This is a genomic window from Brevirhabdus pacifica, from assembly GCF_002797755.1.
GTDB lineage: Bacteria > Pseudomonadota > Alphaproteobacteria > Rhodobacterales > Rhodobacteraceae > Brevirhabdus > Brevirhabdus pacifica.
In genome coordinates, this window is the sequence record NZ_PGFI01000011.1 from 524,883 (window position 1) to 549,583 (window position 24,701).

General features: G+C 64.7%; 18 protein-coding genes and 1 tRNA gene. 10 read left to right on the plus strand and 9 right to left on the minus strand.

Translation table 11 applies throughout. The features are described from left to right. Positions 1–8 precede the first annotated feature (8 nt). Genes CLV77_RS02730 through CLV77_RS02740 form a run of 3 tightly spaced genes read left to right on the plus strand, consistent with a single transcriptional unit; the run spans position 9 to position 5,722 of the window. Positions 9–2,675, plus strand: coding sequence for a Z1 domain-containing protein (locus CLV77_RS02730; RefSeq protein ID WP_170043943.1), 2,667 nt, complete (start codon positions 9–11; stop codon positions 2,673–2,675). Beyond that, positions 2,650–3,624: a PD-(D/E)XK motif protein gene (locus tag CLV77_RS02735; protein ID WP_197685765.1), complete on the plus strand. Its 975-nt coding sequence runs from the start codon at positions 2,650–2,652 to the stop codon at positions 3,622–3,624. Before CLV77_RS02730 ends, CLV77_RS02735 begins: the two co-directional genes overlap by 26 nt. Further along, the gene (locus CLV77_RS02740; RefSeq protein ID WP_076979364.1) at positions 3,617–5,722 is read left to right on the plus strand and encodes an AIPR family protein; all 2,106 of its coding nucleotides are present in this window, start codon (positions 3,617–3,619) and stop codon (positions 5,720–5,722) included. Before CLV77_RS02735 ends, CLV77_RS02740 begins: the two co-directional genes overlap by 8 nt. A 1-nt stretch (position 5,723) precedes the next feature. On the opposite strand, the gene CLV77_RS02745 is transcribed toward CLV77_RS02740, so the two are convergent. Then, positions 5,724–7,217, minus strand: coding sequence for a DNA cytosine methyltransferase (locus CLV77_RS02745; protein ID WP_076979363.1), 1,494 nt, complete (start codon positions 7,215–7,217; stop codon positions 5,724–5,726). Between the two features lie 87 nt (positions 7,218–7,304). Here CLV77_RS02745 and CLV77_RS02750 point away from each other — a divergent pair, with 87 nt between their 5' ends. Beyond that, positions 7,305–7,847 (plus strand): very short patch repair endonuclease, encoded by a 543-nt coding sequence (locus CLV77_RS02750; protein WP_076979362.1) that lies wholly within the window; start codon positions 7,305–7,307, stop codon positions 7,845–7,847. 485 nt (positions 7,848–8,332) lie between these two features. On the opposite strand, the gene CLV77_RS02755 is transcribed toward CLV77_RS02750, so the two are convergent. Then, positions 8,333–8,406: transfer RNA gene (locus CLV77_RS02755), tRNA-Cys, on the minus strand. A 401-nt stretch (positions 8,407–8,807) separates the two neighbouring features. On the opposite strand from CLV77_RS02755, the gene CLV77_RS02760 reads away from it, so the two are divergent. The 3 genes from CLV77_RS02760 to CLV77_RS02770 all read left to right on the plus strand — a co-directional run bounded on the left by CLV77_RS02760 (position 8,808) and on the right by CLV77_RS02770 (position 12,726). Beyond that, positions 8,808–9,461 carry a protein-L-isoaspartate O-methyltransferase family protein gene (locus CLV77_RS02760; RefSeq protein ID WP_076979361.1) on the plus strand — a complete coding sequence of 218 codons (654 nt, stop codon included), beginning with the start codon at positions 8,808–8,810 and terminating at the stop codon, positions 9,459–9,461. Between the two features lie 127 nt (positions 9,462–9,588). After that, a complete protein-coding gene (locus tag CLV77_RS02765) occupies positions 9,589–10,887 on the plus strand; it encodes a TolC family outer membrane protein (protein WP_335625435.1) in 1,299 nt (432 codons plus the stop codon). 75 nt (positions 10,888–10,962) lie between these two features. Beyond that, positions 10,963–12,726, plus strand: coding sequence for a prolipoprotein diacylglyceryl transferase (locus CLV77_RS02770; protein WP_076979359.1), 1,764 nt, complete (start codon positions 10,963–10,965; stop codon positions 12,724–12,726). Positions 12,727–12,853: 127 nt separating this feature from the next. Here the strand turns inward: CLV77_RS02770 and CLV77_RS02775 are convergent, their stop codons facing one another. Further along, positions 12,854–13,168, minus strand: a complete 315-nt coding sequence (locus CLV77_RS02775) for a DUF6280 family protein (RefSeq protein WP_076979358.1) — start codon at positions 13,166–13,168, stop codon at positions 12,854–12,856. 216 nt (positions 13,169–13,384) lie between these two features. Here CLV77_RS02775 and efp point away from each other — a divergent pair, with 216 nt between their 5' ends. Continuing rightward, positions 13,385–13,948: an elongation factor P gene (gene efp / locus CLV77_RS02780; RefSeq protein ID WP_076979357.1), complete on the plus strand. Its 564-nt coding sequence runs from the start codon at positions 13,385–13,387 to the stop codon at positions 13,946–13,948. 114 nt (positions 13,949–14,062) lie between these two features. On the opposite strand, the gene ygfZ is transcribed toward efp, so the two are convergent. After that, positions 14,063–14,866, minus strand: a complete 804-nt coding sequence (ygfZ, locus tag CLV77_RS02785) for a CAF17-like 4Fe-4S cluster assembly/insertion protein YgfZ (protein WP_076979356.1) — start codon at positions 14,864–14,866, stop codon at positions 14,063–14,065. 68 nt (positions 14,867–14,934) lie between these two features. Between ygfZ and CLV77_RS02790 the strand changes: the two genes are divergently transcribed. Next, the gene (locus CLV77_RS02790; RefSeq protein WP_076979355.1) at positions 14,935–15,630 is read left to right on the plus strand and encodes a TIGR04283 family arsenosugar biosynthesis glycosyltransferase; all 696 of its coding nucleotides are present in this window, start codon (positions 14,935–14,937) and stop codon (positions 15,628–15,630) included. A 29-nt stretch (positions 15,631–15,659) separates the two neighbouring features. On the opposite strand, the gene CLV77_RS02795 is transcribed toward CLV77_RS02790, so the two are convergent. Both CLV77_RS02795 and CLV77_RS02800 read right to left on the minus strand, forming a co-directional pair. Further along, positions 15,660–17,399: an ABC transporter ATP-binding protein gene (locus CLV77_RS02795; RefSeq protein ID WP_076981016.1), complete on the minus strand. Its 1,740-nt coding sequence runs from the start codon at positions 17,397–17,399 to the stop codon at positions 15,660–15,662. Positions 17,400–17,464: 65 nt separating this feature from the next. After that, positions 17,465–18,151 carry a fused DSP-PTPase phosphatase/NAD kinase-like protein gene (locus CLV77_RS02800; RefSeq protein WP_100053112.1) on the minus strand — a complete coding sequence of 229 codons (687 nt, stop codon included), beginning with the start codon at positions 18,149–18,151 and terminating at the stop codon, positions 17,465–17,467. 183 nt (positions 18,152–18,334) lie between these two features. Between CLV77_RS02800 and CLV77_RS02805 the strand changes: the two genes are divergently transcribed. Then, positions 18,335–19,531: a pyridoxal-phosphate-dependent aminotransferase family protein gene (locus CLV77_RS02805; RefSeq protein ID WP_076979353.1), complete on the plus strand. Its 1,197-nt coding sequence runs from the start codon at positions 18,335–18,337 to the stop codon at positions 19,529–19,531. A 172-nt stretch (positions 19,532–19,703) separates the two neighbouring features. Here CLV77_RS02805 and CLV77_RS02810 read toward each other — a convergent pair whose 3' ends face one another. From CLV77_RS02810 to CLV77_RS02820, 3 genes are all read right to left on the minus strand, one after another. Then, positions 19,704–20,855 (minus strand): pyridoxal phosphate-dependent aminotransferase, encoded by a 1,152-nt coding sequence (locus CLV77_RS02810; RefSeq protein WP_076979352.1) that lies wholly within the window; start codon positions 20,853–20,855, stop codon positions 19,704–19,706. A 47-nt stretch (positions 20,856–20,902) separates the two neighbouring features. After that, entirely contained in the window at positions 20,903–24,001 is a 3,099-nt protein-coding gene (locus CLV77_RS02815; RefSeq protein WP_076979351.1) for a valine--tRNA ligase, read from the minus strand. 176 nt (positions 24,002–24,177) lie between these two features. Continuing rightward, positions 24,178–24,624 carry a tellurite resistance TerB family protein gene (locus CLV77_RS02820; RefSeq protein WP_076979350.1) on the minus strand — a complete coding sequence of 149 codons (447 nt, stop codon included), beginning with the start codon at positions 24,622–24,624 and terminating at the stop codon, positions 24,178–24,180. Between the last annotated feature and the right edge of the window lie 77 nt (positions 24,625–24,701).

Below are 24,701 nucleotides of genomic sequence, written 5' to 3' on the forward strand. Positions count from 1 at the left end.
AGCTGAGGATGCTCATCACGACGTTGAACGGGGCGCTCAAGCTCGGGGTTGGTTCGGTCGATCAGGAGCAGCTTGCACGCGACATCGAGGAGAGGTTCGGCATCAGCATGGGCCTCGGGGCGATGGTTGATGATGAGGACTTCCGACCTTGGCTGCCGGAGGCCAAGGCATCGATCGAACCGTTCTATTGGGGGCGATACCGGAAGCTCATGCTGAAGAACGGCCTTCCCCAAGACGTCGTTACAGCTACTGATACCGTCACCGACGAGATCCTCGGGCGATTGGGAAACCCGAACCTCCAAGAGGAATGGGATCGCCGGGGCATGGTAGTTGGGCACGTCCAAAGCGGAAAAACCGGCAATTACACCGGTCTCATCTGCAAGGCGGCGGATGCCGGATACCGTCTGATCGTGGTTATCGCGGGCATTCACAACAACCTGCGCAACCAGACCCAGGAACGGATTGACGAGGGCTTCATCGGCCGAGATACGGGCAGGCTCGCCATGAAAGGCCGGAAGGTGGGCAACAAGGCGATCGGCGTTGGACTTTTCGATGATCGGCGGACACCAGTCAGTCTGACCAATACGCTCACCGATTTCCGAAAGAATACCGCCACCAGCAATACAAGCGAGATCGACTCCTACAAGGTTCCGGTCGTCCTAGTCATCAAGAAGAACCATTCGACCCTCAAGAATCTGCTCGACTGGCTGCGTGAGAATAGCGCCAAAGGAGATGCCCAGATGATCAGCCAGCCGATGCTGCTGATCGATGACGAGGCAGATAATGCCTCCATCAATACCAAATATTCGAAGGAGGAGATCACCAGGATTAACGGACAAATCCGCGACCTGCTGGGGATGTTCCACCGCAGCTGCTACGTCGGATACACGGCCACTCCCTTCGCAAACATCTTCGTGGACCCGGACTCTTATGATGAAGCAAAGAAAGAGGACCTCTTCCCAAGGCATTTCATCGTAGGCCTCGATGCGCCGACCAACTATTTTGGGCCGAAGAAGATATTCGTGGATGGGCTGCCAGAGGAAGGTGAACCCACCTGGCTGCGCTACATTTCGGACAATGAAGACATCCTTCCGATCAAGCACAAGATTGATCAGAGCTTCGACGAGCTTCCTGACAGTCTTCTCACGGCCCTGCGCACATTCCTAATTGCACGAACGATACGGAATTTGCGTGGCCAAGCCCGTTCACATTGCTCGATGCTGGTAAATGCCAGCCGCTTCACCGATATGCAGGGAAAGATCCGCAACCGTATTCATGAGCGTCTGGACGTGATGCTGGACTCGCTTCGCGTCAACGGCGCTCGTGGTGCGGATGGGTTGAGCGATCCCGAGATTTCTGCACTTCGGCAGGTATGGGCAGAAGAATATTCGGACCTCGAGTTCGATTGGCATCAAATTCAGGGCGCCATGCTCGAAGCTGTCGCCGCAGCCAAGGTCGTCGAGGTGAATAGCCGGGCTAACGGCCTCGATTATTCGAACGATGGCAGCATCGGGCAGACACTCATCGCGGTCGGCGGCTTCTCGTTATCCCGAGGACTGACGCTTGAGGGGCTCACCGTGACATGGTTTCTGCGCAATACCATGATGTACGACACCCTTATGCAGATGGGGCGCTGGTTCGGCTACCGAGGCGGCTACGAGGATGTCTGCCGCATCTGGATGCCCGTCGATGCGATCGACTGGTACACACACATCGCCGAAGCCACCGACGAGCTCCATCAGGAGCTGAAGAAAATGCAGAAAGCCAAGGCCACACCGGCCGACTTCGGCCTCGCCGTGCGGAGCCACCCAACCTCGCTGATGGTCACTGCGCGGAACAAGATGGGGTCGGGCCAGAAGCACGTCATGATCGGCCTTTCCAACGCATGGGTCGAGACGGCGAAGATCAGCGCGCGTGTCGATGATCTGACCAGAAACGAGGAAGCGGCGGTCCGTTTCCTCGAGGCGGTCGAGGAGGCTGGGCATCGGCAGGAGAAGGCCGAGAAAGTCCCTGGAGGCTATCTGTTACGTGGTGTCGATGTGGAAAACATCGATAACTTCCTTCTTGCATGGAGGAGCCATGATCAGGCGTTTCTCACCCAGACCGGACCCATCCGGAGCTACATTCGTGATCGCAGGCGGGACGAACTCAAGAACTGGGATGTGCTCGTCACCAGTGTGAACAGCGAGGGTCCCGAGGCGGAAATTGCCAACTGGACCGTTGGGCCGCAATTGCGCCGGATCGGTTATGCAGACCTCGCCGATGATCTTCTGTCGATCAGTGGCAAGAGGGCGCGCATCGCTTCGCGTGGTGTCGAGAGGATCGGAGTGGATCCGGAGAAAGCGTCAGAGGCGGAAGCGCTCTACAGAAGTGTCGAGAGGATTGCCGTAGATACTCGTATCTCCTATCCGGACCGCATCTACCGGGCAGTTCGGGACAGGCCGCTCTTCGTGCTTCATGTGGTCCGGGTGCGTCCTCCGGAAGGCGAGGACGCGAATCGGCCACATCTTGATCGGATCCCCGATCAGCCGATCATCGGCTGGTCCATCAGTTTCCCTCAGTCGGCTCGTCCGAATCAGCGGGTGGAATACGTGATCAACACGGTCAAGTTCCGCGAGCTGTATGGCGCCGAAGATGAGGAGCCGGACGATGGAGCGCTCGAAGATGACGCCTGAAAGCCCATGGGAGCCTATCGAGCCTGGAGTCGCTCACCGCGTCGACAAGAACGGACGGCACGACTTCTTCTGGAGCAGGATGCCCGACCGGTCCCCGGCACTTGTTCTGCGCCTGGACAACGTCATAAAGCCTATTCAACCTCTCCCCAAGTTGCGCCACGTCGGGGCTTTCTACCGGGTCGTCGAGGGGCGGAACTGCTATTGCCTCACGCTGAATGAGCGCAGTCATCTGGATCTGTTCGAGACACTTTGCCGAGATGTCGTGGGGGCAGCCGAGGCGGCCGAGGATTTGCAATCTGCGCTGCAACGGGCCGTGCGCCGTACGATGCGTTGGCACCATTTGCTTCGTGGTGGTGGGCTAGGGTTGAGCATCGAGGAACAACGCGGCTTGGTCGGAGAGCTGACCCTACTGCGGGAACTTGTTGCCGAGATCGGTCCGATGGCCGCTGCAGAGGCCTGGCGCGGACCCGAGGAGAGCGCCAAGGACTTCGAACTGCCGGGCCTCTACATAGAGTGCAAGGCACGGAGAAGCGCCGCGCATCCTAAAGTCCGGATATCGTCAGAAGCACAGCTGATGGACATACCCGGCGCCAGACTATTTCTGCGCGTCCAGGATGTGGACACGGCGCTTGATGGCGACGGTGGAAACCTGGTCCAGCACGTCGAGCGGACTGGCACGTTGTTCGAAAATGACTTCGTTGCGTATGATGTTTGGGAACAGCGCCTCATTGGAACCGGCTACGATCCGGAATTGGTGGAGGAAAACAGGACCTGGCATCTCGGAGCCGTGCGGATGTTCGAGGTGCGCGACGGGTTTCCTCGAATTGTGCCGCCTCTACCAGCGGGCGTCGAAGCCGTCGAGTACGGCATTCGCCTGTCCGATTGCGCCGACTTTCAGGCCAGCGGCAATCTAAAGCAGCTATTTTTCGAGAGTAAGTGCAATGTCTGATCTGGAAGAATTCCATCACAGCCTGATCGCCGATATTCAGGGTGATGCCGATGCGTTAGGCCTCTACACGCAGGAAGCCTTCTTCGAGAAGATCGGCGAAATCCTGACCGAGGCCGGTGAGATCGATCAATCTGACTATTGCCACTTCGAAGGACAGCGGCAGTCTGTCCGGGAGGGCAAGAGGCGTCGATTGTCTCTTGCTGTTTCGGGACATGGCGGCGATCCGGCCGACGCCGGAGACGTGCTTTCGCTAATCCTGTGCGACTTTCAGGTAAACGCCGAAGTACGCAGGACCGATGGAAAATTTCTGAAAGCCCAGTTCAATCGGCTTGTGGAATTCCTGCGCCATGCCAGGACTTCCGATTTTTCGGACGAACTCGAGGAGACGAGCCACGCGGCCCAGTTGTCGGACCTGATTCAAACCCGCTGGAAGAGCATCGAAAAGATCAAGCTGATCTATGTCACGAACTCGGACAACCGCGCCGTCGTCGATGCGCGCCCCGCAGGCAGTATCGGCGAAAAGCCGGTTACCTACAGCGTCTGGGATCTGAAACGCCTACAGGCCTTCGTCGAGCAGGGGAGGGCGAGAGCAGACATGACCGTGCGATTTGCCGAGGACTTCGGCGGTGGAGTTCCGGTCCTGAAGGCATCGGGTTCCGACACCGCTTTCGAAAGCTACATTGCTGTCATACCAGGGGCGCAACTGGCGGAGATCTACGATCGCTGGGGCGCGCGGCTTCTCGAATCGAACGTGCGATCCTTTCTCCAGGCGCGGGGCAATGTGAACAAGGGGATCCGGAAGACCATCATGGAAGAGCCCCAGATGTTCCTAGCCTACAATAACGGTCTCGCTGCCACGGCTGAAGGGGTGGAACTCGAGCAGACCGCGGACGGCCTGCTGATGGTGACTGCCGAAAACCTCCAGATCGTCAACGGCGGGCAGACCACTGCATCACTTCACGCCGCAAGGAAGAAGGCTGGCGACGGAATGAAGGACATCTATGTCCAGATGAAGCTAAACGTCATTCCGACCATCTCCGCGGATTCCGTGGTGCCGAGGATATCTGAATTTGCCAACAGTCAGAACAAGGTCGCCGCAGCCGACTTCTTTGCCAACCATCCCTTTCATATCCGGATTGAGGAGCTTTCCCGAAAGATCCTCGCGCCCGCCGGGGAGGCTGGCTATCGCGAGACCAAGTGGTTCTACGAACGGGCGCGTGGGCAGTATGCGGACGAACGGAGCCGCAAGACTGATGCCGAGAAGAAGAAATGGGATGCGGAGTTCCCGAAGAACCAGTTCTTCACCAAGACAGATCTGGCCAAGTTCGAGAATTCATGGTCAGGGCGTCCGGAATGGGTGTCGAAAGGCGCCCAGAAGAACTTTGCCGAATTCGCGAAAACGATCGAGAGGGTCTGGGGACGCAGTGGAGCGAAGATCAATGAGGTCTGGTACCGCAACTTAGTCACAAAGGCGATCATCTTCCGGCGCTTGGAGAAGCTCGTGTCGGCTCAGGAGTGGTATGAGGGCGGATACCGGGCCAACATTGTCACATATGCCATCGCGAAGGTCGCCCACGATGCTCGGGAGATGGAGAAGGTCATTGATCTCTCCCGGATCTGGCGGGCACAGGCGGTGCCGAGCTCCTTGGAGGAGGCGTTGCTTGTAGCAGCTGCGGAAGCCCAGGACATCATAACCAATCCGCCGGATGGCGTCCGCAACATGTCCGAGTGGGCGAAGACGCAGGCCTGCTGGAAAGCTTTCTCTGAACGAAAGCTCTGCTATGACAACGCATTTCAGCAGGTTCTCGTGGACGAGGATGATGCGAAGTCCGAGGAGGACGAGGTCACGGACGACGAAAACCTGACAAAGAGTGTCGAAGCCCAGACGCGCGTCTTCGAACTGGGGGCGGCATTCTGGGCCGAAGCCAAGATGTGGGGCCGGAGTCATCGGCTGCTTTCACCGGCCGAATATAACACCCTCGAAATCTGTGCGAAGATACCTACTCGCCTGCCGACTGAGCGGCAGACCGAATTTGCTTTGGAGATCCTTGCAAGACTTGAGGCCGAGGGCTTCGGGGCTGCTGAGGTAGCCGAGTAGTTCAGTCTATCAGGCGTCGCACTGCCTTCGCGATCTGGAAGGCCAGATACGGCGGCACGGCGTTGCCGACCTGATGATACTGCTGCGTGCGCGGACCGCAGAAGAAGTAGTCGTCAGGGAATGTCTGAAGCCGGGCGGCCTCGCGAACGGTAAGAGAACGGCATTGCGCCGGATCGGGATGGATAAAGTAGTGACCATCCTTCGAGATGTGGCTCGTAACGGTCGTGGACGGTCTGGTCGCGACCTGCGTTCGGAAACGGTCGGCAAAGTCTCCTGAAGCGCGGTTGCGATGCCGGGGTTGCAGAAAGTCGGGGAATTCCGAGAGCTTCGGCGCACGGTCGTGAACCCGGGCGTAGGCAGCGGAGAACAGGTAACGACCGAGATCGTCGGGGATGTGGCCACGGGTTTCGTGCTGAAGAGCGGCTGAGAGGCGATCGTCTCTGATCCAGTCCTTGAGGTGATCAGGTAGGCGATCCGCGTCGAGAACCCTTCGTGATAGGCGCTTGCTCGGCAATGCTTCGTCGCGAGCCAGATGCAGGGCGATATCTCGGACCCCGGGGTCAATACTTCCATGACTCGCGATCGCCTCCGCTTGTGCCTTGACCGTACTCTGCCACGCGCTCGTTTCGTCTTGCCTGCTGAGCCCGCTTCGCAGCTTCCAGAGGTCTTCGATCACCTCGGCCACGGTAACAGGGTCTGCGGGGTCACCCAGCAGGGGAGAATTGACGTCAGGAACCGCCATGTCCTTGCGAATGCCGAGGACTATTACCCGGTGCCGTGCTTGAGGGACCCCGTGTTGTTCGGCCCTGATCAGGAAGTCTCTGCCGTCCGCACGTTGCCCGTCTGCAGGCGGAACGGCGGCCAATGGCAGCAGTCGGTAGCCGGTGCCGCCAGCGCCCTCCAGATCGTCGAGAACCCGACTGAATATCCCTCCACCATCCACCCTTGAGGAGAGCATGCCCTTCACATTCTCCATAACGAAGGCGGCCGGACGAAGCCTATCAAGGATGCGCACGTATTCGCGATAGAGGTAGTGCCGGTCATCCTCCTCAGCCACATACCCCGTTTTCCCCTTATTCCGGGATCGACCAGCCAGCGAGTATGCCTGACAGGGGGGGCCGCCGATCAGGATCGTATCTCCGTGGTTCGCCTCGCGCGCCTTGTCCAGTTCGACCGCGATCTCCTCGAACACGCCGTGTGCACCAAGAACTCTGCGGCGCACTTCGCCCTGCGCCAGCTTCCAGTTCGACGGATAGAGCTCGGACCACGAGGGCAGCACCGTTCCTGTATTCAGCGCCTCGTAGTACTCCGGCGGGAAGCTGTCGAAGCTGCGTAGAAACGATCGCAGCCTAAGCGTCTGCACTGCATAATCATCCATCTCCACGGACAGATGGATATCCATGGGTGTTGCCGGGTTTCGGCCGGCTCGGGAAAATCCTTCGCCAAGCCCTCCAGGGCCGGCGAACAGATCGATGATGGCGAAGTTTCTTGGCAAAGGACACCTCCGGGATATGTGTCTTCTACCAGGTCTGCGTAATCCCGCCAGGTCGAAAATGCATCCGAGAATGACTACATTCAGTCCATGGCCGATATTGTCGATCACAAGACGCGTTCGCGAATGATGTCAGGGATCCGCGGGTCCAACACCAAGCCGGAGATTCTTCTTCGGAAGGCGCTTCATGCAGAGGGATTTCGGTTCCGCATAAATGTAAGGCGCCTTCCCGGAACACCAGATATCGTCTTGCCGAAATGGAATACGGCCATTCTGGTCCATGGCTGCTTCTGGCACAGGCATCCTGATTGCTCAAAGGCAACCACGCCCTCGTCGAATACCTTGTTCTGGCAAAACAAGTTCGCCGCCAACGTCGAGCGAGACGGACGGGCGCTCCTGAAGCTCGATGAGCGTGGCTGGCGAACCTTGACGATCTGGGAGTGCGCGATCGGAAGAGTGGTTCAACGCAACTTGATAGAGGAGATCGCCGCATTTTTATATGCTCGGGATCCAGCGGGGTCATGCAATGATAAATCGGTCCTGCACGGTGAAATAATCAGTCGGGACACGGCGCCGGGTTCATTTTATGTGGGGAGTAATGGCCTTGCCGATATTCCGCGTCGATCACCCTGACTTGCCAGCATTTGCAGGTCGTGAATTGCCCGAGTGAAATGGCAGGGACCCTGCCAAGGCATTCCCTTCCCTTTGAGAGTGTCGCTCGGCCGCGGTTTTCCCAATTCGACGAAGCATTTCCCGAAGCGGGAGCGCGTAGCGCTCGCGGGGCTTGAGTCGGCCGTGCACGAGGATGGCAATCCGCTTGCGCTCGGCCCAAAGGTTCGGCAGAAGATCAGGGCCATTTAAGCGCAGCAAAAGCGCACCAGTCTCAAGCCGCTGTCTTGACTTCGGTACGGCGTGCGCTGCGCCGCCCGCTCGATACACTAACCGTATATTTCCCTTCAATTTTGGTGGCTGTAGGCGCCCGAAGGGGTGCGCCGTTCCTACCTGCCAGAGTCGGGTCGAGCGGCGCAAAACAGAACGGAACAAAATCAGAATGTTTAGACAAATGTTTAGGCGCGCGATTCACCGTTGGTCAAAAATCCGCTAAGTCATTGAAATGATGGAGGCGAGTACCGGAATCGAACCGGTGTACACGGATTTGCAATCCGCTGCGTAACCACTCCGCCAACTCGCCAACCGGGGACTGCGGGCCCGGTGGGTGGTCCGCCGCGCAGTCTGCCGCGCTTTCTTGCTTGGTTTTCGGCCCCGCCGCAAGGGGGAGGGTGCGGATTTTTTGGCCTTGCCGCGCGGGCGGGAGGGGCAGCCGGCGGCGGGTTCGTGGCCTGGGCGCGGGTGCAGGGACGGGGGCCGGGCCGGAGGTTTGGCGGGGCTGGCTGGCGGGTCGGGCAGGCGCCTGACTTGGACCGGGCCGCGCACCGCTGGGGCCAAGGAGGCGCGGGGAAGCCGGGCCGGGCGGCGGGCTTGGGGCGCCTTGCCGCGCCGCACGCCGCTCTGCCAAGGGCCTTGGCCGTTGCCCCGCACGGCCGTCTGTGGCATGTGATTGGGCAACATCAACAGACATGGTGACCCGCCTCGATGACCGATTACACCGCTCGCCGCACCATGATGGTGGACACCCAGGTCCGCCCCTCGGACGTGACCAAGTTTCCGATCATCGATGCCATGCTTTCTGTCCCGCGCGAAGTTTTCGTGCCCGACGCCCAGCGGGAGGTTGCCTATATGGGCGGCAACCTTGAGCTGGGGGGCGACCGCGTCATGCTGGAGCCGCGGACCATGGGCAAGATGCTGGACGCGCTGGACATTCAGCCCCACGAGGTCGTCCTGGACCTGGGCTGTGGCTATGGCTACTCGACCGCGATTCTGGCGCGGCTGGCCGAATCGGTGGTGGCGGTGGAATCCGATCCGCAGATGGCCGCCGACGCTCAGCGCACATTGTCGGAGACCGGCGTCGACAACGCCGCCGTGATCGAGGGTGCACCTGCCGAGGGCGCCGCACGCCACGGTCCCTATGATGTCATCATGGTCCAGGGCGCGGTGGAGGATGTCCCCGCGCCGCTGCTCGACCAGCTTCGCGAGGGCGGGCGCATCGGCTGCATCTTCATGGAAGGCGCCGTCGGCACCGCCCGGGTCGGCTACCGGCTGGATGGCCGGATTTCGTGGCGGGCGGTCTTCAATGCCACCGCACCCGTAATGAATGGATTCGAAAAGCAGCACGATTTCGTGCTATGATCGGCCAAAGGCCAAGACGCCGCCAAGGCGGGGCACGAAAGGCACGGGCATGATTCGATCAGGACGCGGGGTCGCAACCCTTGTTGCGGCAGTTATGGGAATTGGCCTTGGCCTGTCCTCCCTCCCGGTGCGGGCCGATACCCTGGCCGATGCGCTTGCCGGCGCCTACAGCAACTCCCAACTTCTAGAGCAGAACCGTGCCCTGCTGCGTGCCGCCGACGAGCGGGTGGCACAGGCGGTCGCCAGCCTGCGGCCGGTGCTACGCTATGTCGCCTCGGCCAAGACCCAGTTTCCCAAGACCTCCTCGAAGACGATCGTGCTGACCCAGGGGCTGACGGCCCAATGGCTGGTCTATGATTTCGGCGCCACCGCCTATCGCACCGAGGCGTTGAAGGAGACGGTCCTTGGTACCCGCGAGGCCCTGCGCGATATCGAGCAGAACGTGCTTCTGAATGCGGTGTCGGCCTACATGAACCTGCGCCGGGCGATCGAGACCGCTTCGCTCAGCTCCAACAACGTGACGCTCATCACCCGCGAGCTGCGCGCCGCCAACGACCGGTTCGAGGTGGGCGAGATCACCCGCACCGACGTCGCCCTGGCCCAGTCGCGGCTTGCGACCGCCCGCTCGGCCCTGGTCGAGGCCCAGGGCCAGGTCGCCGACGCGCGCGAGTTCTATCGTTTTGCCGTCGGCCGACTGCCGGGCAGCCTGGCCGCGCCGCCGCGTGCACCCAAGACTGCCGGGTCGCTGGACGCGGCTGTCGCCGTCGGCCTGCGCCGGCATCCCTCCATCCTCCAGGCCCAGCACCAGGTTTCCGCCGCCGAGCTGTCGGTCGCCGAGGCCGAGGCCAACCGCAAGCCCAAGGTGAACTTGTCGGGCACCGTCTCGCGCAACAACGTGACCGGCGGGCTGTCGAAATCCGCTGGGGTCGAGATGTCGGCGACCCTCTATCAGGGGGGCGCGCAAAGCTCGCTCTACCGTGCGGCCTTCGCCAATGCCGAGGCCGCCAGGGCCGAACTCCGCCAGGCCACGCGCACCGTGCGCCAGGGTGTTGCCGAGGCCTGGACGGCCGTGCAGGTCGCCCGCGCCAGCATCGAGGCGTCGGATCAGCGGATCCGCGCCGCTCAGGTCGCCTATCGCGGCATCCGCGAGGAGGCCGCCCTCGGCGCGCGCACGACCCTTGATGTGCTGGATGCCGAGCAGGAGCTGCTTGACGCCCGCACCAGTCGCGTGACCGCCGAAAGCCAGGAATATGTCGCCGTTTACGAGCTTTTGTCGGCCATGGGGCTTCTGACCGTGGAGCATCTGCGCCTGGGCGTTAAGACCTATGATCCGGCTGCCTATTACAATGCGGTCAAGACCGCCCCGCTCCAGACCGGACGCGGGGATCGTCTGGACAAGGTCTTGCGTGCAATTGGTCAAAAGTAAGGCGGCACACACTACTTGTGGTGTGCTAAGATCGAGCCAATAATATTCCGAATCCCGTGAAAGAGGGTTCCGCAAATGTCAGATCCGGTAAAGCAGGCACCTTTCGAGGATGTGCTGTCCTCCATCCGCCGCCTCGTCCGCGAAGAGACGGGTGATCCGTCGCGCCGCCGGCCCCGTGTGGATGTCCGCGCCGAAGAGGCCGCCGAGGCCGCGCACGCCCCGCAGGAGAAGCCCGCCGATGCCCCCGTGGACGCGGTGGTCGATGCTTCTGATGCAGAGGCTGATCGCGTTGCCGCGGCTGATGCGGACAAGGCCGACAGGGCCGACAAGGTCGCCGCCTCTGACCCCTATTCCGAAGAGGCCAAGCAGGGCCTGCTGGATTCCCTCGACATGTTGATGGGGCGCAAGGGGGCCGAGCCCGTCCGCCGTGAGCCCACGTTCACAGGCTCACGCAGGCGCGATGCCGCCCGCGAAGACGCCACCGGAGCATCCACAGATGCCACGGCGTCGCGCGTGATGGACCCGGCCCGGGATCGCCCCGAGGCGCTTGTCCTGACCCCGGCATTCCGGATCCGCCCGGAGGCCGCCGCGCAGGAAGATGGCGCGGAAGACGGCGCGGAAGGCAAAGGCGAGGACCGTTCGGCAGAGGCGCGCGCTGACGAGGGATCCGCCCCCGCGTCCAAGGTCGAGGCAAAGACTGAGGATACCGCCGGCAGCGGCCGCGAAAGGTCCGCCGATGACGATGCGAAGGCTGCGGCCCGGCGCGGCCCGCCCCTCAGCGCCATCTCGATCCCCGAGTTCCTGGCCAACCGTCGCGGCCGGGTTCACGACAGCAAGAAAGGCGCCCCCGAGGTCGCAGACGACGACGCCGCCCCCGCCGCGCCCAAGCCTGCCGCCGAGGAAAAGGGCCTGCCGTGGTTCCGCCACAGCCGCCGCGCCGATGATGCCCCCGCCGCCGGGACCACAGAGCCCGCCGAGCAGGCCGAGGCCACGCCACCGGTCGACACGTTCTACGAGGACGAGCACGCCCAAGAAGACAGCCCGCCGCGTATCCCCTCGTTCGAGGCCCTGCGCGGGCTGGATCGCCGGACCGCCCATGAGGCGACCCGGGATGCCCTGGCCGATGTCGTCAAGGCCATGAGCCAGGAGGCCGCCCGAGAGGCGCTCGAGCGCGCCGCGACCGAGGCGGAGGCGTCAGACGAAGGCGAGGAAATCGACGCAGGCGCCACTGAGGCCAAGGCGGATGAGCAGGACAGCGATGCCCGCAACGCCCAGGCCTGGGAAGAAGCCGCCCGGAAGGTGGAGGCTCCCCTCTCGGAGGCCCATGCCAAGGAGAGCGACAAAGCCCCTGAGGAACCGGTCGCCAAGAAGGCCAAGCCCCTCAAGGACACGTCCGAGAATATCGACCGCATGTTTGCCGAGGCCCGCGCCGCGCGGCCCGATGACGGCCCCCAGGCCCCGCCTGCCGATGCCGATCTTTTCGAAAGCCACCGTGCCGCCAAGCTGGACGAGGTCGCCGATTTCCAATCCGACGAGCCCGAGGTCGAACCGCTGGCCCCCAATCGCCTGCGCCGCGTCGTCTGGGCCGAAAAGGAGGCGCCGCTGGCCACGACCGGCCCCGCCCCCTCAGAGGCCGAGGAGCTGGACGAGGTTGCCCCCTCCGAACGTTTTGGCGCCGCGTCCGAGCCGGTGATGGATGAGGAGGCCCTGCGCGAGCTGGTGGCCGAGATGGTCCGGGCCGAGCTTCAGGGCGCGTTGGGGGAACGGATCACGCGCAACGTGCGCAAGCTGGTACGCCGCGAGATCCACCAGATGCTGGCGGCCCAGGACTTCGACTGAGACGTCGTCCTGCCGGGCAGGCCCCGGCAGGAGCAAACCACCCATCTTCAGAACACAAAAAAACGCGCCGGCTAGCGGCGCGTTTTTTTGATCGCGGCACCTTGGAAGGGCGCCCCGGTTGGTTGGATCAGGCGGCTTCGGCCTGCTGATTGCGGCGCTCGCTTTCCTCGCGGGAAAGGGCGACCGAGGTGCGCACGCCGTTGCGCACGAATTCCATCAGGCCGATCACGACACGCTCGTTCGGGTCGATGCCGGCACAGGACAGCACTTCGCGGCCATCGCGCGAACGGGCCCAGCGGGCAATCTGGTCAGGGCCGTTGCCATATTTCTTGTCATCGGCAATAGCGTCGTCCAGAGCAGCAAGCACGACCGCGGCAAAAAGTTTGCGCGAGCGCTGGCCTTGCTCGTAGTTGAACGCGGTGCCGTCAACGAAGTCTCTCATGTGGACGTCCTTTATTTTTGCTCTTGCGATCCGGGCGTGGCGCCCCTTATGACCCTAATCGCGGCGATTCGGCTCCGCTCTTTGGGAATGGCTGCCATGCGCCCCGCGCATATCGGAGCCTTTCGTCTTACTCTATCTAGTCGTCTTGTCACGTTGGTCGAGGCCATATATAGGTGCCCCCCGACTTCAATCAACCTTTTGCCATGGTTTGAACCTATGCCCAAAATCAACGGAAACGAAATTCGCCCCGGCAACGTGCTGGAGCATAACGGCGGCCTCTGGGCCGCGGTGAAGGTCGATCACGTGAAACCGGGCAAAGGCGGGGCCTTTGCACAGGTAGAACTGCGCAACCTGCGGAACGGGTCCAAGCTCAACGAACGTTTTCGGTCGGCCGACAAGGTCGAGCGCGTCCGCCTTGAGCAGAAGGACCAGCAATTCCTCTATGAAACCGACGGTATGCTCGTGTTCATGGATTCCGAGACCTTCGAGCAGATCGAGCTGCCGGCCGAGATCCTGGGCGAGCGTCGCCCCTTTCTTCAGGACGGCATGACGATCCACATCGAATACCACGAGAACGAGGCGCTGAGCGCGACCCTGCCCCAGAAAGTCACCTGCAAGATCGTCGAGACCGAGCCTGTGGTGAAGGGTCAGACCGCCGCCAACTCGTTCAAGCCGGCGATCCTGGACAACGGGATCAAGGTCATGGTGCCGCCCTTCGTCGGGCAGGACGAGGAGATCGTCGTCAACACCGAGACCATGGAATACGCCGAGCGCGCCTGACGCCGCATCGGCTGGCCGCCCCGGAACGGGCCGCCAGGATCTTTCGAAAGGGCCTCCCGCCGCGGGGGCCCTTTTGCATTTCTGGGCCTAGGCGGGGAGCGGGTGGTCCGGGGGTCAGCCGCCCAGGCGTTCCAGCATCGACACCTTCGCCTCGCCGGCGCGCATCTCGCCGCCCGCCCGGTCGTGGCGCAGGTAGGCCAGCGCCCGGTCCCCCGCCACGGTCCCAAGGTGGCCGGCGGGCCTTGTGCCAGCATCGGTCAGGGCCAGGATCTCGGCACCCGTCTCGATCCCGCTTTCGGGCCCATTCTCGGCTCCGGGTTCGACGGCGACGCGCACCAGTCCCTTGCGAAGCTCGGTCTTGTGCTTCATCCGCGCGGTGACCTCCTGGCCGACATAGCAGCCCTTGCGGAAATCGACCCCGTTCAGCCGCTCGAACCCCATCTCGAGGATGAAGCTTTCGTCGGGCAGCAACTCCGCCCCATGGGCGGGAATGCCATGCTCAACGCGCAGCGCGTCCCAGTCCACGAAGCCGGGGGCTTCGGGCGCCGCCTCACGATAGGCGCGCCATCCCATCGCGGGGTGACGAGGGTCGGGCTGGGCGTCGTCGGGGGCGGGGCCGGTGCCCCGATGCAGATGCAATTCGCTTTCAGAGATCTGCACGTCCGCCCGCAGCTTGTAGAGCGACAGCCGCCTGAAAAGATCGGGCGCGGCCAGGGCCGGGGCGTCCAGCAGCACGCGATCCTCCTCGGTCTTCAGGAAGAATTCGCACAGGTATTTTCCCTGGGGCGACAGCAGCGCGGCATAGACCAGCCCGGGCGCGCCGGTGACGTTGTTGGTGACCAGGTTCTGAAGGAAATCGATCCGGTCGCCGCCGGTGATTGCCAGGATCGTGCGGGGGGCGTCGAGGCTTTGGGGCATTTTTCCTGTCCTTCCGGTTCCTCTCCGTCATATAGGGAGCATCGCCCTTTGCAACAGCCCGGAGCCCCATGCGCGCCCCCGTTTCCGTGATCCTGCCCACCCTGAACGCCGCCCCGACCTTGCCCGCGACGCTCGGTGCCTTGGGCGAAGGGCTGTCGGCCGGCCTGATCCGCGAGGTGATCCTGAGCGATGGCGGATCGGGCGATGCAACGGGCACCATCGCCGAGCAGGCGGGCGCCACGTTCATCAAGGGCCCCGCCGGGCGGGGCGGACAGATTGCACGGGGGGTCGCGGCGGCCGGGGGCGACTGGTTCCTGGTGCTGCATGCCGACAGCCTCCTGCAACCAGGCTGGTCCCGGGCCGTGCTGGATCACCTGGGCACCGCGCCCGACTGCGCGGGCCATTTCCGCCTGTCATTCGACGCCGACGGGGCCGCGCCCCGGCTGGTCGCCGGCTGGGCCAACCTGCGGGCCCGGGCGCTGGGCCTGCCCTTTGGTGACCAGGGGCTGTTGCTGCCCCGCGCGCTCCTGGACCGTGTGGGTGGCTACCCCGAGATTCCGTTGATGGAGGACGTGTCCATCGCGCGCGCCCTGCGCGGCCACCTGCGGCCGCTGGAGGCCATGATCGTCACCTCGGCGGCCCGCTACCGGGAAGAGGGCTGGATGCGCCGTGGCGGGCGCAACCTGGCGCTGCAGGCCCGTTACCTGGCGGGGGCCGATCCGGCGCGGCTGGCCCGGGCCTACCGCGCCCCCAAGTCGCGCTGAGGGGCCAGACCGGACACATTCAGAAGATCTCAGTCGATCTGTAGCTTGTGCAGGTCGGCATAGATGCCGCCCCGTTCCAGAAGCTCCTCGTGCCGGCCCTGGTCCATGACCCGGCCGCGGTCCATCACCACGATGCGGTCGGCGTTGCGCACGGTCGACAGCCGGTGGGCGATCACCAGCGTCGTGCGCCCGGCGCTCAGCCGGTCCAGCGCCTCCTGCACCACGGCCTCTGACCGGGCGTCGAGGGCCGATGTCGCCTCGTCCAGCAGCAGGATCGGCGTGTCGCGCAGCAGCGCGCGGGCAATGGCGACGCGCTGGCGCTGCCCGCCCGACAGGTTCGAGCCGCGCGGCCCCGCCAGGCTGTCCAGCCCGTCGGGCATCTTGGACAGGAAATCGCTGACATGGGCGGCCTCCAGCACTTCGGCAAGGCGCGCCTCGTCCACGTCCTCGCGGCCCAGCAAGATGTTGTCGCGGATCGTCTCGTCGAACAGCAGCGCATCCTGGCTGACGACCGAGAACAGCCCGCGCAGGCGGCCAAGATCGAAATCCTTCACCGACCTGCCGTCGATGGTCAGGCTGCCGCCATCGGCATCGACCAGGCGCGTCAGCAGGTTGAAGACCGAACTTTTGCCCGCGCCCGAGGGGCCCACCAAGGCGGTGGTGCGCCCGGCCTCGGCAACGAAGCTGGCGCCGTTCAGCACCGGCAGGTCGCCATAGGCCATGCGCAGATCCGAGGCCTCGATCCGGGGCGGGGCAGGCACGGCCGGCCCGTCCTCCATAGGTGCGGCCGCCACGGCTGGCGTCGCGCCCGGGCCTTTCAGGGTCGGGTGGGTGTCGAAGATCGCGACAATCCGCTCGATCCCGGCGGCGGCGGCCTGCCACAGGCCGCTGACATTACCCAACCGGCGCAGCGGCTCGAAGGTCAGGGCCATGGCCGTGAAGAAGGACATGAACTCACCCACCGTCTTCTCGCCCGCCACGATCTCGGCGCCGCCATAGATCAGCACACCCAGGAAACCGACGGCGGTCGCCACGTCGATCAGCCCCGGCACCATGGCGCGCCAGAAACTCGCGCGGACCTCGTTGCGGACCCGGTCGCGGTTGAGCAGGGCAAACCGCTCGGCCTGGTAGGATTCCAGCAGGTTCAGCTTGATCGGGTTGATGCCGTGGAACACCTCGTCCAGGCGGGTCGACATGCGCGCGCCCAACTCCTGCACGTTTCGGGCGTTGCCGCGCACGAAACGTTGCGCCAGCAGGGCCGGCGCCATGATCAAGGGTGCCCCCACCAGGGCGATCAGCGTCCAGCGCCAGTCGATCCAGAGGGCCACCCCGAAGAGCGAGATCAGCGAGATCACGTCGCGCCCCGCCCCGGTGATCAGTGCGTTCCACACCCCGGCCACGGACATCACATCCGTCTGCACCCGCGAGATCAGGTAGCCCGGCGGGTTTTTCTGGTGGAAAAGCGTGTCCAGCGTCATCAGGTGGCGCAGCAGGTCGTTCTGGATATCCTCCATCGTTTCCTGGCTGATCCGGGTCATCAGGACCCGCTGGCCGACCGAGGTGGCGGCGCGAAGCATGAAGATCGAGAAGATCGCCATGCCGACCCACCAGATCGCATCGCCGTTGCCGCCGATGAAGACGGTGTCGAACATGGGCTTGAGCATGTAGCTGAGCGCACCCAGCATCGAGCCCTCGATCGCCATCAGCACCAGCGCCACGAACATCCAGCCGCTGTGCCGCTTGAGGTAGCCGTGCCACAGCCAGCTCATCAGCTCGCGGTCCCGGCGCTCGCCGGTCGAGACCCGCGAGGCGGGGGGCGCGCCGGCGGCCTCGCTCACGTCCGCGCCTTGCGGTCAAGGAAGCTGCGTGTCAGCGCCTCGTGGTCATACTCGGTGGCGATCCATTCCTCGATGCCGATGGGGCTTTCCGCGTTGCGCTTCTCGTAGACGTCGAAAAGATGGTCGCAGATGCCTGTGCGGGTCCACTTCAGATGGATGTAGCGCAGGCTGAGTTGCTTGCGCGCCTCCTCGACGCTCTTGCCGTCGATAACCATCTGGTAAAGCGCCGAGGCCAGCCCGGCCCGGTCCGCCCCCGACTTGCAATGCATCACGAACGGCTTGTCGAGGCTGCGAAACAGCCCGATCAGGTGCAAAAGTTCCTCGGGGCTGGCCGACTGGCGCGCGTGCAGTTGGGTCGAAACCAGCTCCAGCCCCAGCTTCTCGCAGCTTTCGGCCTCGAACAGGTAGGGGCTGTAGGGGTTGGAACCGCGCAGGTTCAGAACCGTGCGGATCCCCATGTCCCGGTAGCGTTCCAGCCGCTTGTGGTCGGGCTGGTTGGAGCGGTAGACCCCTTCGGAGACCTTGTCGAAATTGCTCCAGGGCACGCGCAGGAAGGCGTGGTCGAACAGGTGGTAATGCAGCTTCGCCTGAAAGCGGGCCCGCGGCGTCGAGATATCGTCGCCGAACGAGGTGCGCAGCCGCCGTTCGATATTCTTCAGGGTGGCCGCAGGGCTGAAGGTCATTGTCTTGTCCATCTGTCCGGTTCCCGGGGGTTTAGTCGCAAACCGTCCCCCGAGGCAAGATCGGGGCCGGTCCCCCGTATGGTGCCGCCGTCGGGGCATGGGGCGCAAAGGCGGGCGCCGTGATTGACGCCGTTCGTGGTGGCACCTAATCGTTGAGGGGAAAATCTCCAAGGGGGGCACGGGATGTCGCTGGCTCAGGGTCGTCATTATCTTGCAATTCCGGGCCCCTCGGTGGTGCCGGACCGGGTGCTCGCCGCCATGCATCGCCCGGCGCCGAACATCTATACCGGCGAGCTTCTGGAACTGACCCACAGCCTCTTTCCCGACCTGCGGCAGCTTGCCGGCACCCGCCATGAGCCGGTGATCTACATCGCCAACGGCCACGGCGCGTGGGAGGCCGCGCTGGCAAACACCCTCAGCCGGGGCGACCGGGTGCTGGTCGTGGGAACAGGGCGCTTCGCCGCCGGCTGGGGCCAGATCGCCACCGGCATGGGCGTCGAGGTCGAAACCCTCGAATTCGGCCTGCGCGCCGCCGCCGACCCCCAGGCCCTGACCGAGGCGCTGGCCGCCGACCGCGACCACGCGATCCGGGCCGTGCTGGTGGTCCAGGTCGACACCGCCAGCGGCGTGCGCAACGACATCCGCGCCCTGCGCCGCGCCATGGACGAGGCCGAACATCCGGCCCTCCTGATGGTCGACTGCATCGCCTCGATGGGGGTCGAACGCTTCGAGATGGACGCCTGGGGCGTCGATGTCGCCGTCACCGGCAGCCAGAAGGGCCTGATGCTGCCCCCGGGGCTGGGCTTTGTCTTCTACAACGAGCGCGCGGATCGCGCCCGAGACCGGGCCAATTGTGTCACCGCCTACTGGGACTGGCGGGCGCGTACCAACCCCGAGATCTACTACCAGTATTTCTGCGGCACGCCCCCCACCCACATGCTTTTCGGCCTGCGCGAGTCGCTGGACATGATCGCCGAGGAGGGGCTTCAGAACGTCTGGACTCGTCACCAGATCCTCGCCCACGCGGTCTGGGAGGCCTGCGAGGCCTGGGGCAGCGAGGGCCCGATGGAATTCAACATCGCCGACCGCGCCCGGCGCAGCCACGCCGTGACCAGCATGCGCCTGACCGCCCCCCATGGCACCGAGCTGCGCGAATGGCTGACCGCCAACGCGGGCGTTACCCTGGGCATCGGCATCGGCATGGTCGCCCCCGAGGATCCCGAGTGGCACCGTTTCTTCCGCATCGGCCATATGGGCCACGTCAATGCCCACATGGTGCTGGGCACGCTGGCCTCCATCGACGCGGGCCTGAAGGCCCTGAGCCTGCCCCACGGCCCTGGCGCGCTCGAAGCCGCGGCCCGCGTCGTGGCCCAGGTCTGACCGGCAAGCCATCCCCACGCGTCGCACCATCCCGCAGCAGGGGTGCCCAGCCGACGCCGGCCACCCCTGGGCACCCCCGTCGGCAGGCAGGCGCCCGCCACGGCTTCATTGTCGTGAAAATATCCAGGCCGTACCCGACCCGCCAACCCGCCCTGCGGGCAGGACGCCGGGCCTAGGCCCCGTGCTCGGCCCGCGCCTCGGCCAGGGCCGGGGTCAGTTCGCGCGCGAAAAGGTCCAGGTCCTCGGGCGCGCCGCAGGTGACGCGGATGCACCGGTCCTGGGGGGCGACGAAGGGCATCCGCACGAAGACCCCGCGCCGGTTCAGCGCCGCCAGCACCCGGTGGGCCAGCATCTTGCCGTCGGAGCCGCGCTCGCCACCGCAGTCGATGGCGACGAAATTGGCCGCCGAGGGCAGGGCGCGCAGCCCCTCGTCGGCGGCGATGGCGGCCAGCCGGTCGCGGGCGCGGGCGACCTGATCCACGACCCAGTCCAGATGCGCCTGATCCTTCAGCGCCGCCAGCGCCCCGGCCTGCGCCAGACGGTTGACGCCGAAATGGTTGCGTAGCTTGTGGAAGGCCGCGATGACATGGGCCGGCGCGATGGCATAGCCGATGCGCGCGCCCGCAAGCCCGTAGGTCTTCGAGAAGGTGCGCATGCGGATGACGCGGCCGTCCTCGGGGTCGATCCGGGGGGCGGTGCCCTTGGGCGCGAATTCGATATAGGCCTCGTCCAGCACCAGGGTCGCGCCCGCAGGCAGGTCGTTCAATGCCGCTTCCAGCGCGGGGCCGTCGTGCCATGTGCCCATCGGGTTGTCGGGATTGGCCAGATAGACCAGCTTGGCGCCGCTTTCGCGGGCGGCGGCAAAGAGCGCGGCGGGGTCTTCGCGATCCTCGACGTAAGCGCAGGTGACAAGCTCTCCGCCGTGGCCGGTGACGTGGTAGTTGAAGGTGGGGTAGGCCCCGGCCGAGGTCACCACCCGGTCGCCCGGCTCGATCATCATGCGTACCAAAACGCCCAGCAACCCGTCGATCCCTTCGCCGACCAGCAGGTTCTCCATCGGCACGTCCAGATGGTCCGACAGGGCCGCGCGCAGGTCGTGGCTTTCGCCGTCACCGTATTTCCAGACCCCGGACACCGCGTCCTGCATGGCCCGCACCGCCAGCGGCGAGGGGCCGAAGGAGTTCTCGTTGGCCCCAAGTCTCACCCGGAAGGGCTTGCCCGCCTGACGCTCCATCGTGTCGGGCCCGACGAAGGGGACCGCCGCGGGAAGGGCCTGCACCAGCGCGGTGAAGCGGGGTCCGGGGGTGGGGCGCTTGTCCGGCATGGGTCTCTCCTTTGCGGTGGTGCGGCTGGGCCGGGCCGGGCCGGCGGTCAGCCCAGGGCTGCCAGCCGGTCCAGGGCGGCGCGCAGGCGGCTTTCCTCTTCGTCCTTCTGGGCCAGAAGCTCGCGGGTTTCGGCGACCACCTCGGCGGGGGCGCTGTCCACGAACTTGGGGTTCTTCAGACGGCCGGCAAGGCCGCCCTTTTCCTTGGCCAGCTTGCCCAGGGTCTTTTCCAGCCGCTCACGCTCGGCGGCGATGTCGATGACATCGGCCAGCGGCAGGCAGAAGGTTCCGCCCTCGACCGCGACGGTGACGGCCCCCTTGGGGGCGGCCTCGGCCTTGCTGAGGCTTTCGATCCGCGCCAGACGCTGGATCAGCCCCGCGTTGCGGTCCCATGCGGCCTGGCCGGCGGCGTCCAGATCAAGCTGGATCATCTCGAGCTTGGCGCCCACGGGCACGTGCATCTCGCCACGGATCGAGCGGATGGCCTCGATCAGCGAGATCACCCAGTTCATCTCGCGGTCGGCCTCGGGGTCCAGCAGCGCCTCGGTGCCATAGGTCGGCCAGTCGGCGTGGACCAGCATGGTGTCGCGGCTGGCCAGCGTGTCCCACAGCTCTTCGGTGATGAAGGGCATGATCGGGTGCAGCAACACAAGGCACTGGTCGATGACCCAGCGCATGGTGGCCCGGGTCTCTGCGGCGGCGGCGGCATCCTCGCCCAGCAGCAGGGGCTTGGAGAATTCCACATACCAGTCGCAGACCTTGCCCCAGACAAAGGCGTAAAGCGCGGTCGCCGCATCGTTGAAGCGATAGTTGCCCAAGGCGGCGTCGACCTCTTCGCGGACGCGGGCGGTCTCGCCGATGATCCAGCGGTTGAGGGTCTGGCTGGCGGCGGGCGGCATGGCCCCCGGTGCCGGCACGTCATCGCCGAAGACGCCGTTCATCTCGGCATAGCGGGCGGCGTTCCACAGCTTGGTGCCGAAGTTGCGGTAGCCCGCGATGCGCTGGGTCGAAAGCTTCAGGTCGCGGCCCATCGCGGCCATCGCCGTCAGGGTGAAGCGAACCGCGTCGGCGCCGTATTCGTCGATCAGTTCCAGCGGGTCCAGCACGTTGCCCAACGACTTGGACATCTTCTTGCCCTTCTCGTCGCGGACCAGCGCGTGGACATAGACGGTGTGGAAGGGTTTTTCGTCGACCACAGCGTATTGCATCATCATCATCCGGGCGACCCAGAAGAAGATGATGTCAAAGCCCGTGACCAGAACCGAGGTGGGGAAGTATTTCGCAAGCTCGGGCGTCTGCTCGGGCCAGCCCAGTGTGCCGATGGGCCAGAGGCCCGAGGAGAACCAGGTGTCCAGCACGTCGGGGTCGCGGTAGGCCGGGATGGCGACGGGGCCCTGAGGGCTGCGGATCACGCCTTCGTTGCGGGTGTCGGGGGCAAGGCCCGCCAGCAGCGACAGCGCCTCGGTGCGATCCTCGACCAGGCGGACGTCGTCATGGCCGTAATAGGCGGCCATCTGCGACAGCGCCTCTTCGGGGGTGGCGGCACAGAAGGGGCGCCACTCGGCCTCGGCATCGACATGGCCGTCGATCAGTTGCGGCCCATACCACACCGGGATCTGGTGCCCCCACCAAAGCTGGCGGCTGATGCACCACGGCTCGATGTTCTCGAGCCAGTGGAAATAGGTCTTGGCGTCGCGCTCGGGCAGGATCTTGGTGCCCTCGGTCGATCCGGCGGGGCGGTCCATGCCGGTGCGCACCGCGTCCAGCGCGGGGCCGACGATCTTGTCGGTGTCCACGAACCACTGGTCGGTCAGCATCGGCTCGATCACCACTTTCGAGCGGTCGCCGAAGGGCTGCATGATCGCCTTGGCCTCGACGAAGGGAACAAGCTGATCCTCGCGGGCCTCGCCGCCCTCTTCGGGTGCGACGGGTTTCTTGGCGGCCTTGCCAAGGCGCGGATCGTTGAGGGGGACCATCACGGCCAGCCCCTCGGCGGTGATCGCCTCGATCACCTTTTCACGGGCTTCGAACCGGTCCAGCCCGCGCAGCTCGTCGGGGACAAGGTTCATGGCGGCGATCTTGTTCTCGTCGAACTCTTCCTCGCCGCGGGCGATGCGCTGGGCGGTCTCGGCCTCGTCGGAATAGGGGCGGCCGTCGGCGCGCATGGCCCCCTTGGTATCCATCAGCGCGTACATGGGAATATTGTTGCGCCGGGCGACCTGATAGTCGTTGAAATCATGGGCGCCGGTGATCTTGACCGCGCCCGAGCCGAAATTCTTGTCGGGATATTCGTCGGTGATGATCGGGATCAGGCGGCGGTATTCTTTGGGGCCGACGGGGATCTCGCATAGCTTGCCGACGATTGCCGCGTAACGCTCGTCGCTGGGATGCACTGCGACCGCGCCGTCGCCCAGCATGGTCTCGGGGCGGGTCGTGGCGATCGAGATGTAGTCCCGCGTCTCGCGCAGGGTGACGTTGCCGTCCTCGTCCCGCTCGACATATTCATAGGTCTCGCCACTGGCCAGCGGATACTTGAAATGCCACATGTGGCCGGGGGTCTCGATGTTCTCGACCTCCAGATCCGAGATCGCGGTTTCAAAGTGCGGGTCCCAGTTCACCAGCCGCTTGCCGCGATAGATCAGTCCCTTGTCGTACATGTCGACGAAGACCTTGATCACGGCCTTCTGGAAATGCTCGTCCATCGTGAAGGCGTTGCGCGACCAGTCGCAGGAGGCCCCCAGACGCTTCAGCTGGTTGATGATGGTGCCGCCGGATTCGTCCTTCCATTCCCAGACCTTGTCCAGAAACGCCTCGCGGCCCAGCTCCCGGCGGGGGGGCTGGCCTTCGGCGGCCAGCTTGCGCTCGACCACCATCTGGGTGGCGATGCCGGCGTGGTCCTGTCCGGGCTGCCAGAGGGTGTCGAACCCCCGCATCCGGTGCCAGCGCACCAGAATATCCTGCAACGTGTTGTTGAAGGCGTGACCCATGTGCAGGCTGCCGGTCACGTTGGGGGGCGGAATGACGATCGAGAAGGCCTCGGCGCCGGGCTTGGCGTTGGCACCGGCGGCGAAAGCCCCGCCGCTTTCCCATTTGTCGTAAAGGCGGGCCTCGGCCTCGGCAGAGTCGAAGGTCTTTTCCATTGGCATCGGCGGGCCTCGTGAACTGGGGTGGACGGTTTGCCGTTCCTTAGCGAACCCCGGGGGCAAGGGGAAGGGCGCGGCTGGGGAAAGACAGGGGGCGCGGGCGATGGTCGCGGCGCAGGCGCCACTGTCCCCAAGGGGGCCGTCCCGCGGGGGGGGGGTGGCAGCCCCGGGGGCGGTGGTCAGCCGTCGAGGCGCGATTGCACCTTCTGGCGGGCGATGGCGCTGTCGCGGTCCGAGATGCCCAGCAGGTTCACCACCAGCCGCAGAAGCGCGTCCTCCTCATGGTCGCGGGTGCCATCGGCCAGCACCACGTCCCACAGCGCCTCGATCACGGCGGCGCGGTCCTCAAGCTGGACGTGATCCTTGATCTCGCGGGTGAAGCGGACGGTGTCAGGGGCCTCGGCTTCGAGGCATTCGGCCTGGGTGCGAAGCTCGGCGGCCTCGGCATCCGACAGGCCATAGCGTTCGGCCAGGATGCGACCGATACGCTCGACCTCGGCGGTGTCGTATTGGCCGTCCGAACGGGCGATGCGGACCAGCAGCGCGGCGAGCGCAAGCCGGGCGTCTGGGCGGGGCAGGGGGCGGTCGCCGGAGCCTGCCAGGCGGCTGAGAAGATCTGCGAACATGGCGGGACTATAGCGCGGCCCGAGCCAAGGGAAAGGGGGCGATCCCACCTTGGCCCGCCCCATTTTCGCGGCGGAAC

Excerpts from the sequence above, each read along its gene's own strand:
- CLV77_RS02740 (WP_076979364.1), top strand. The coding sequence starts at position 3,617 with ATGTCTGATCTGGAAGAATTCCATCACAGCCTGATCGCCGATATTCAG.
- CLV77_RS02775 (WP_076979358.1), bottom strand. The coding sequence starts at position 13,168 with ATGAGAGACTTCGTTGACGGCACCGCGTTCAACTACGAGCAAGGCCAG.
- CLV77_RS02810 (WP_076979352.1), bottom strand. The coding sequence starts at position 20,855 with ATGCCGGACAAGCGCCCCACCCCCGGACCCCGCTTCACCGCGCTGGTG.
- CLV77_RS02760 (WP_076979361.1), top strand. The coding sequence starts at position 8,808 with ATGACCGATTACACCGCTCGCCGCACCATGATGGTGGACACCCAGGTC.
- CLV77_RS02750 (WP_076979362.1), top strand. The coding sequence starts at position 7,305 with ATGGCCGATATTGTCGATCACAAGACGCGTTCGCGAATGATGTCAGGG.
- CLV77_RS02730 (WP_170043943.1), top strand. The coding sequence starts at position 9 with ATGCTCATCACGACGTTGAACGGGGCGCTCAAGCTCGGGGTTGGTTCG.
- ygfZ (WP_076979356.1), bottom strand. The coding sequence starts at position 14,866 with ATGCCCCAAAGCCTCGACGCCCCCCGCACGATCCTGGCAATCACCGGC.
- CLV77_RS02800 (WP_100053112.1), bottom strand. The coding sequence starts at position 18,151 with ATGACCTTCAGCCCTGCGGCCACCCTGAAGAATATCGAACGGCGGCTG.
- CLV77_RS02790 (WP_076979355.1), top strand. The coding sequence starts at position 14,935 with ATGCGCGCCCCCGTTTCCGTGATCCTGCCCACCCTGAACGCCGCCCCG.
- CLV77_RS02735 (WP_197685765.1), top strand. The coding sequence starts at position 2,650 with ATGGAGCGCTCGAAGATGACGCCTGAAAGCCCATGGGAGCCTATCGAG.
- efp (WP_076979357.1), top strand. The coding sequence starts at position 13,385 with ATGCCCAAAATCAACGGAAACGAAATTCGCCCCGGCAACGTGCTGGAG.
- CLV77_RS02805 (WP_076979353.1), top strand. The coding sequence starts at position 18,335 with ATGTCGCTGGCTCAGGGTCGTCATTATCTTGCAATTCCGGGCCCCTCG.
- CLV77_RS02795 (WP_076981016.1), bottom strand. The coding sequence starts at position 17,399 with ATGAGCTGGCTGTGGCACGGCTACCTCAAGCGGCACAGCGGCTGGATG.
- CLV77_RS02820 (WP_076979350.1), bottom strand. The coding sequence starts at position 24,624 with ATGTTCGCAGATCTTCTCAGCCGCCTGGCAGGCTCCGGCGACCGCCCC.
- CLV77_RS02770 (WP_076979359.1), top strand. The coding sequence starts at position 10,963 with ATGTCAGATCCGGTAAAGCAGGCACCTTTCGAGGATGTGCTGTCCTCC.
- CLV77_RS02815 (WP_076979351.1), bottom strand. The coding sequence starts at position 24,001 with ATGCCAATGGAAAAGACCTTCGACTCTGCCGAGGCCGAGGCCCGCCTT.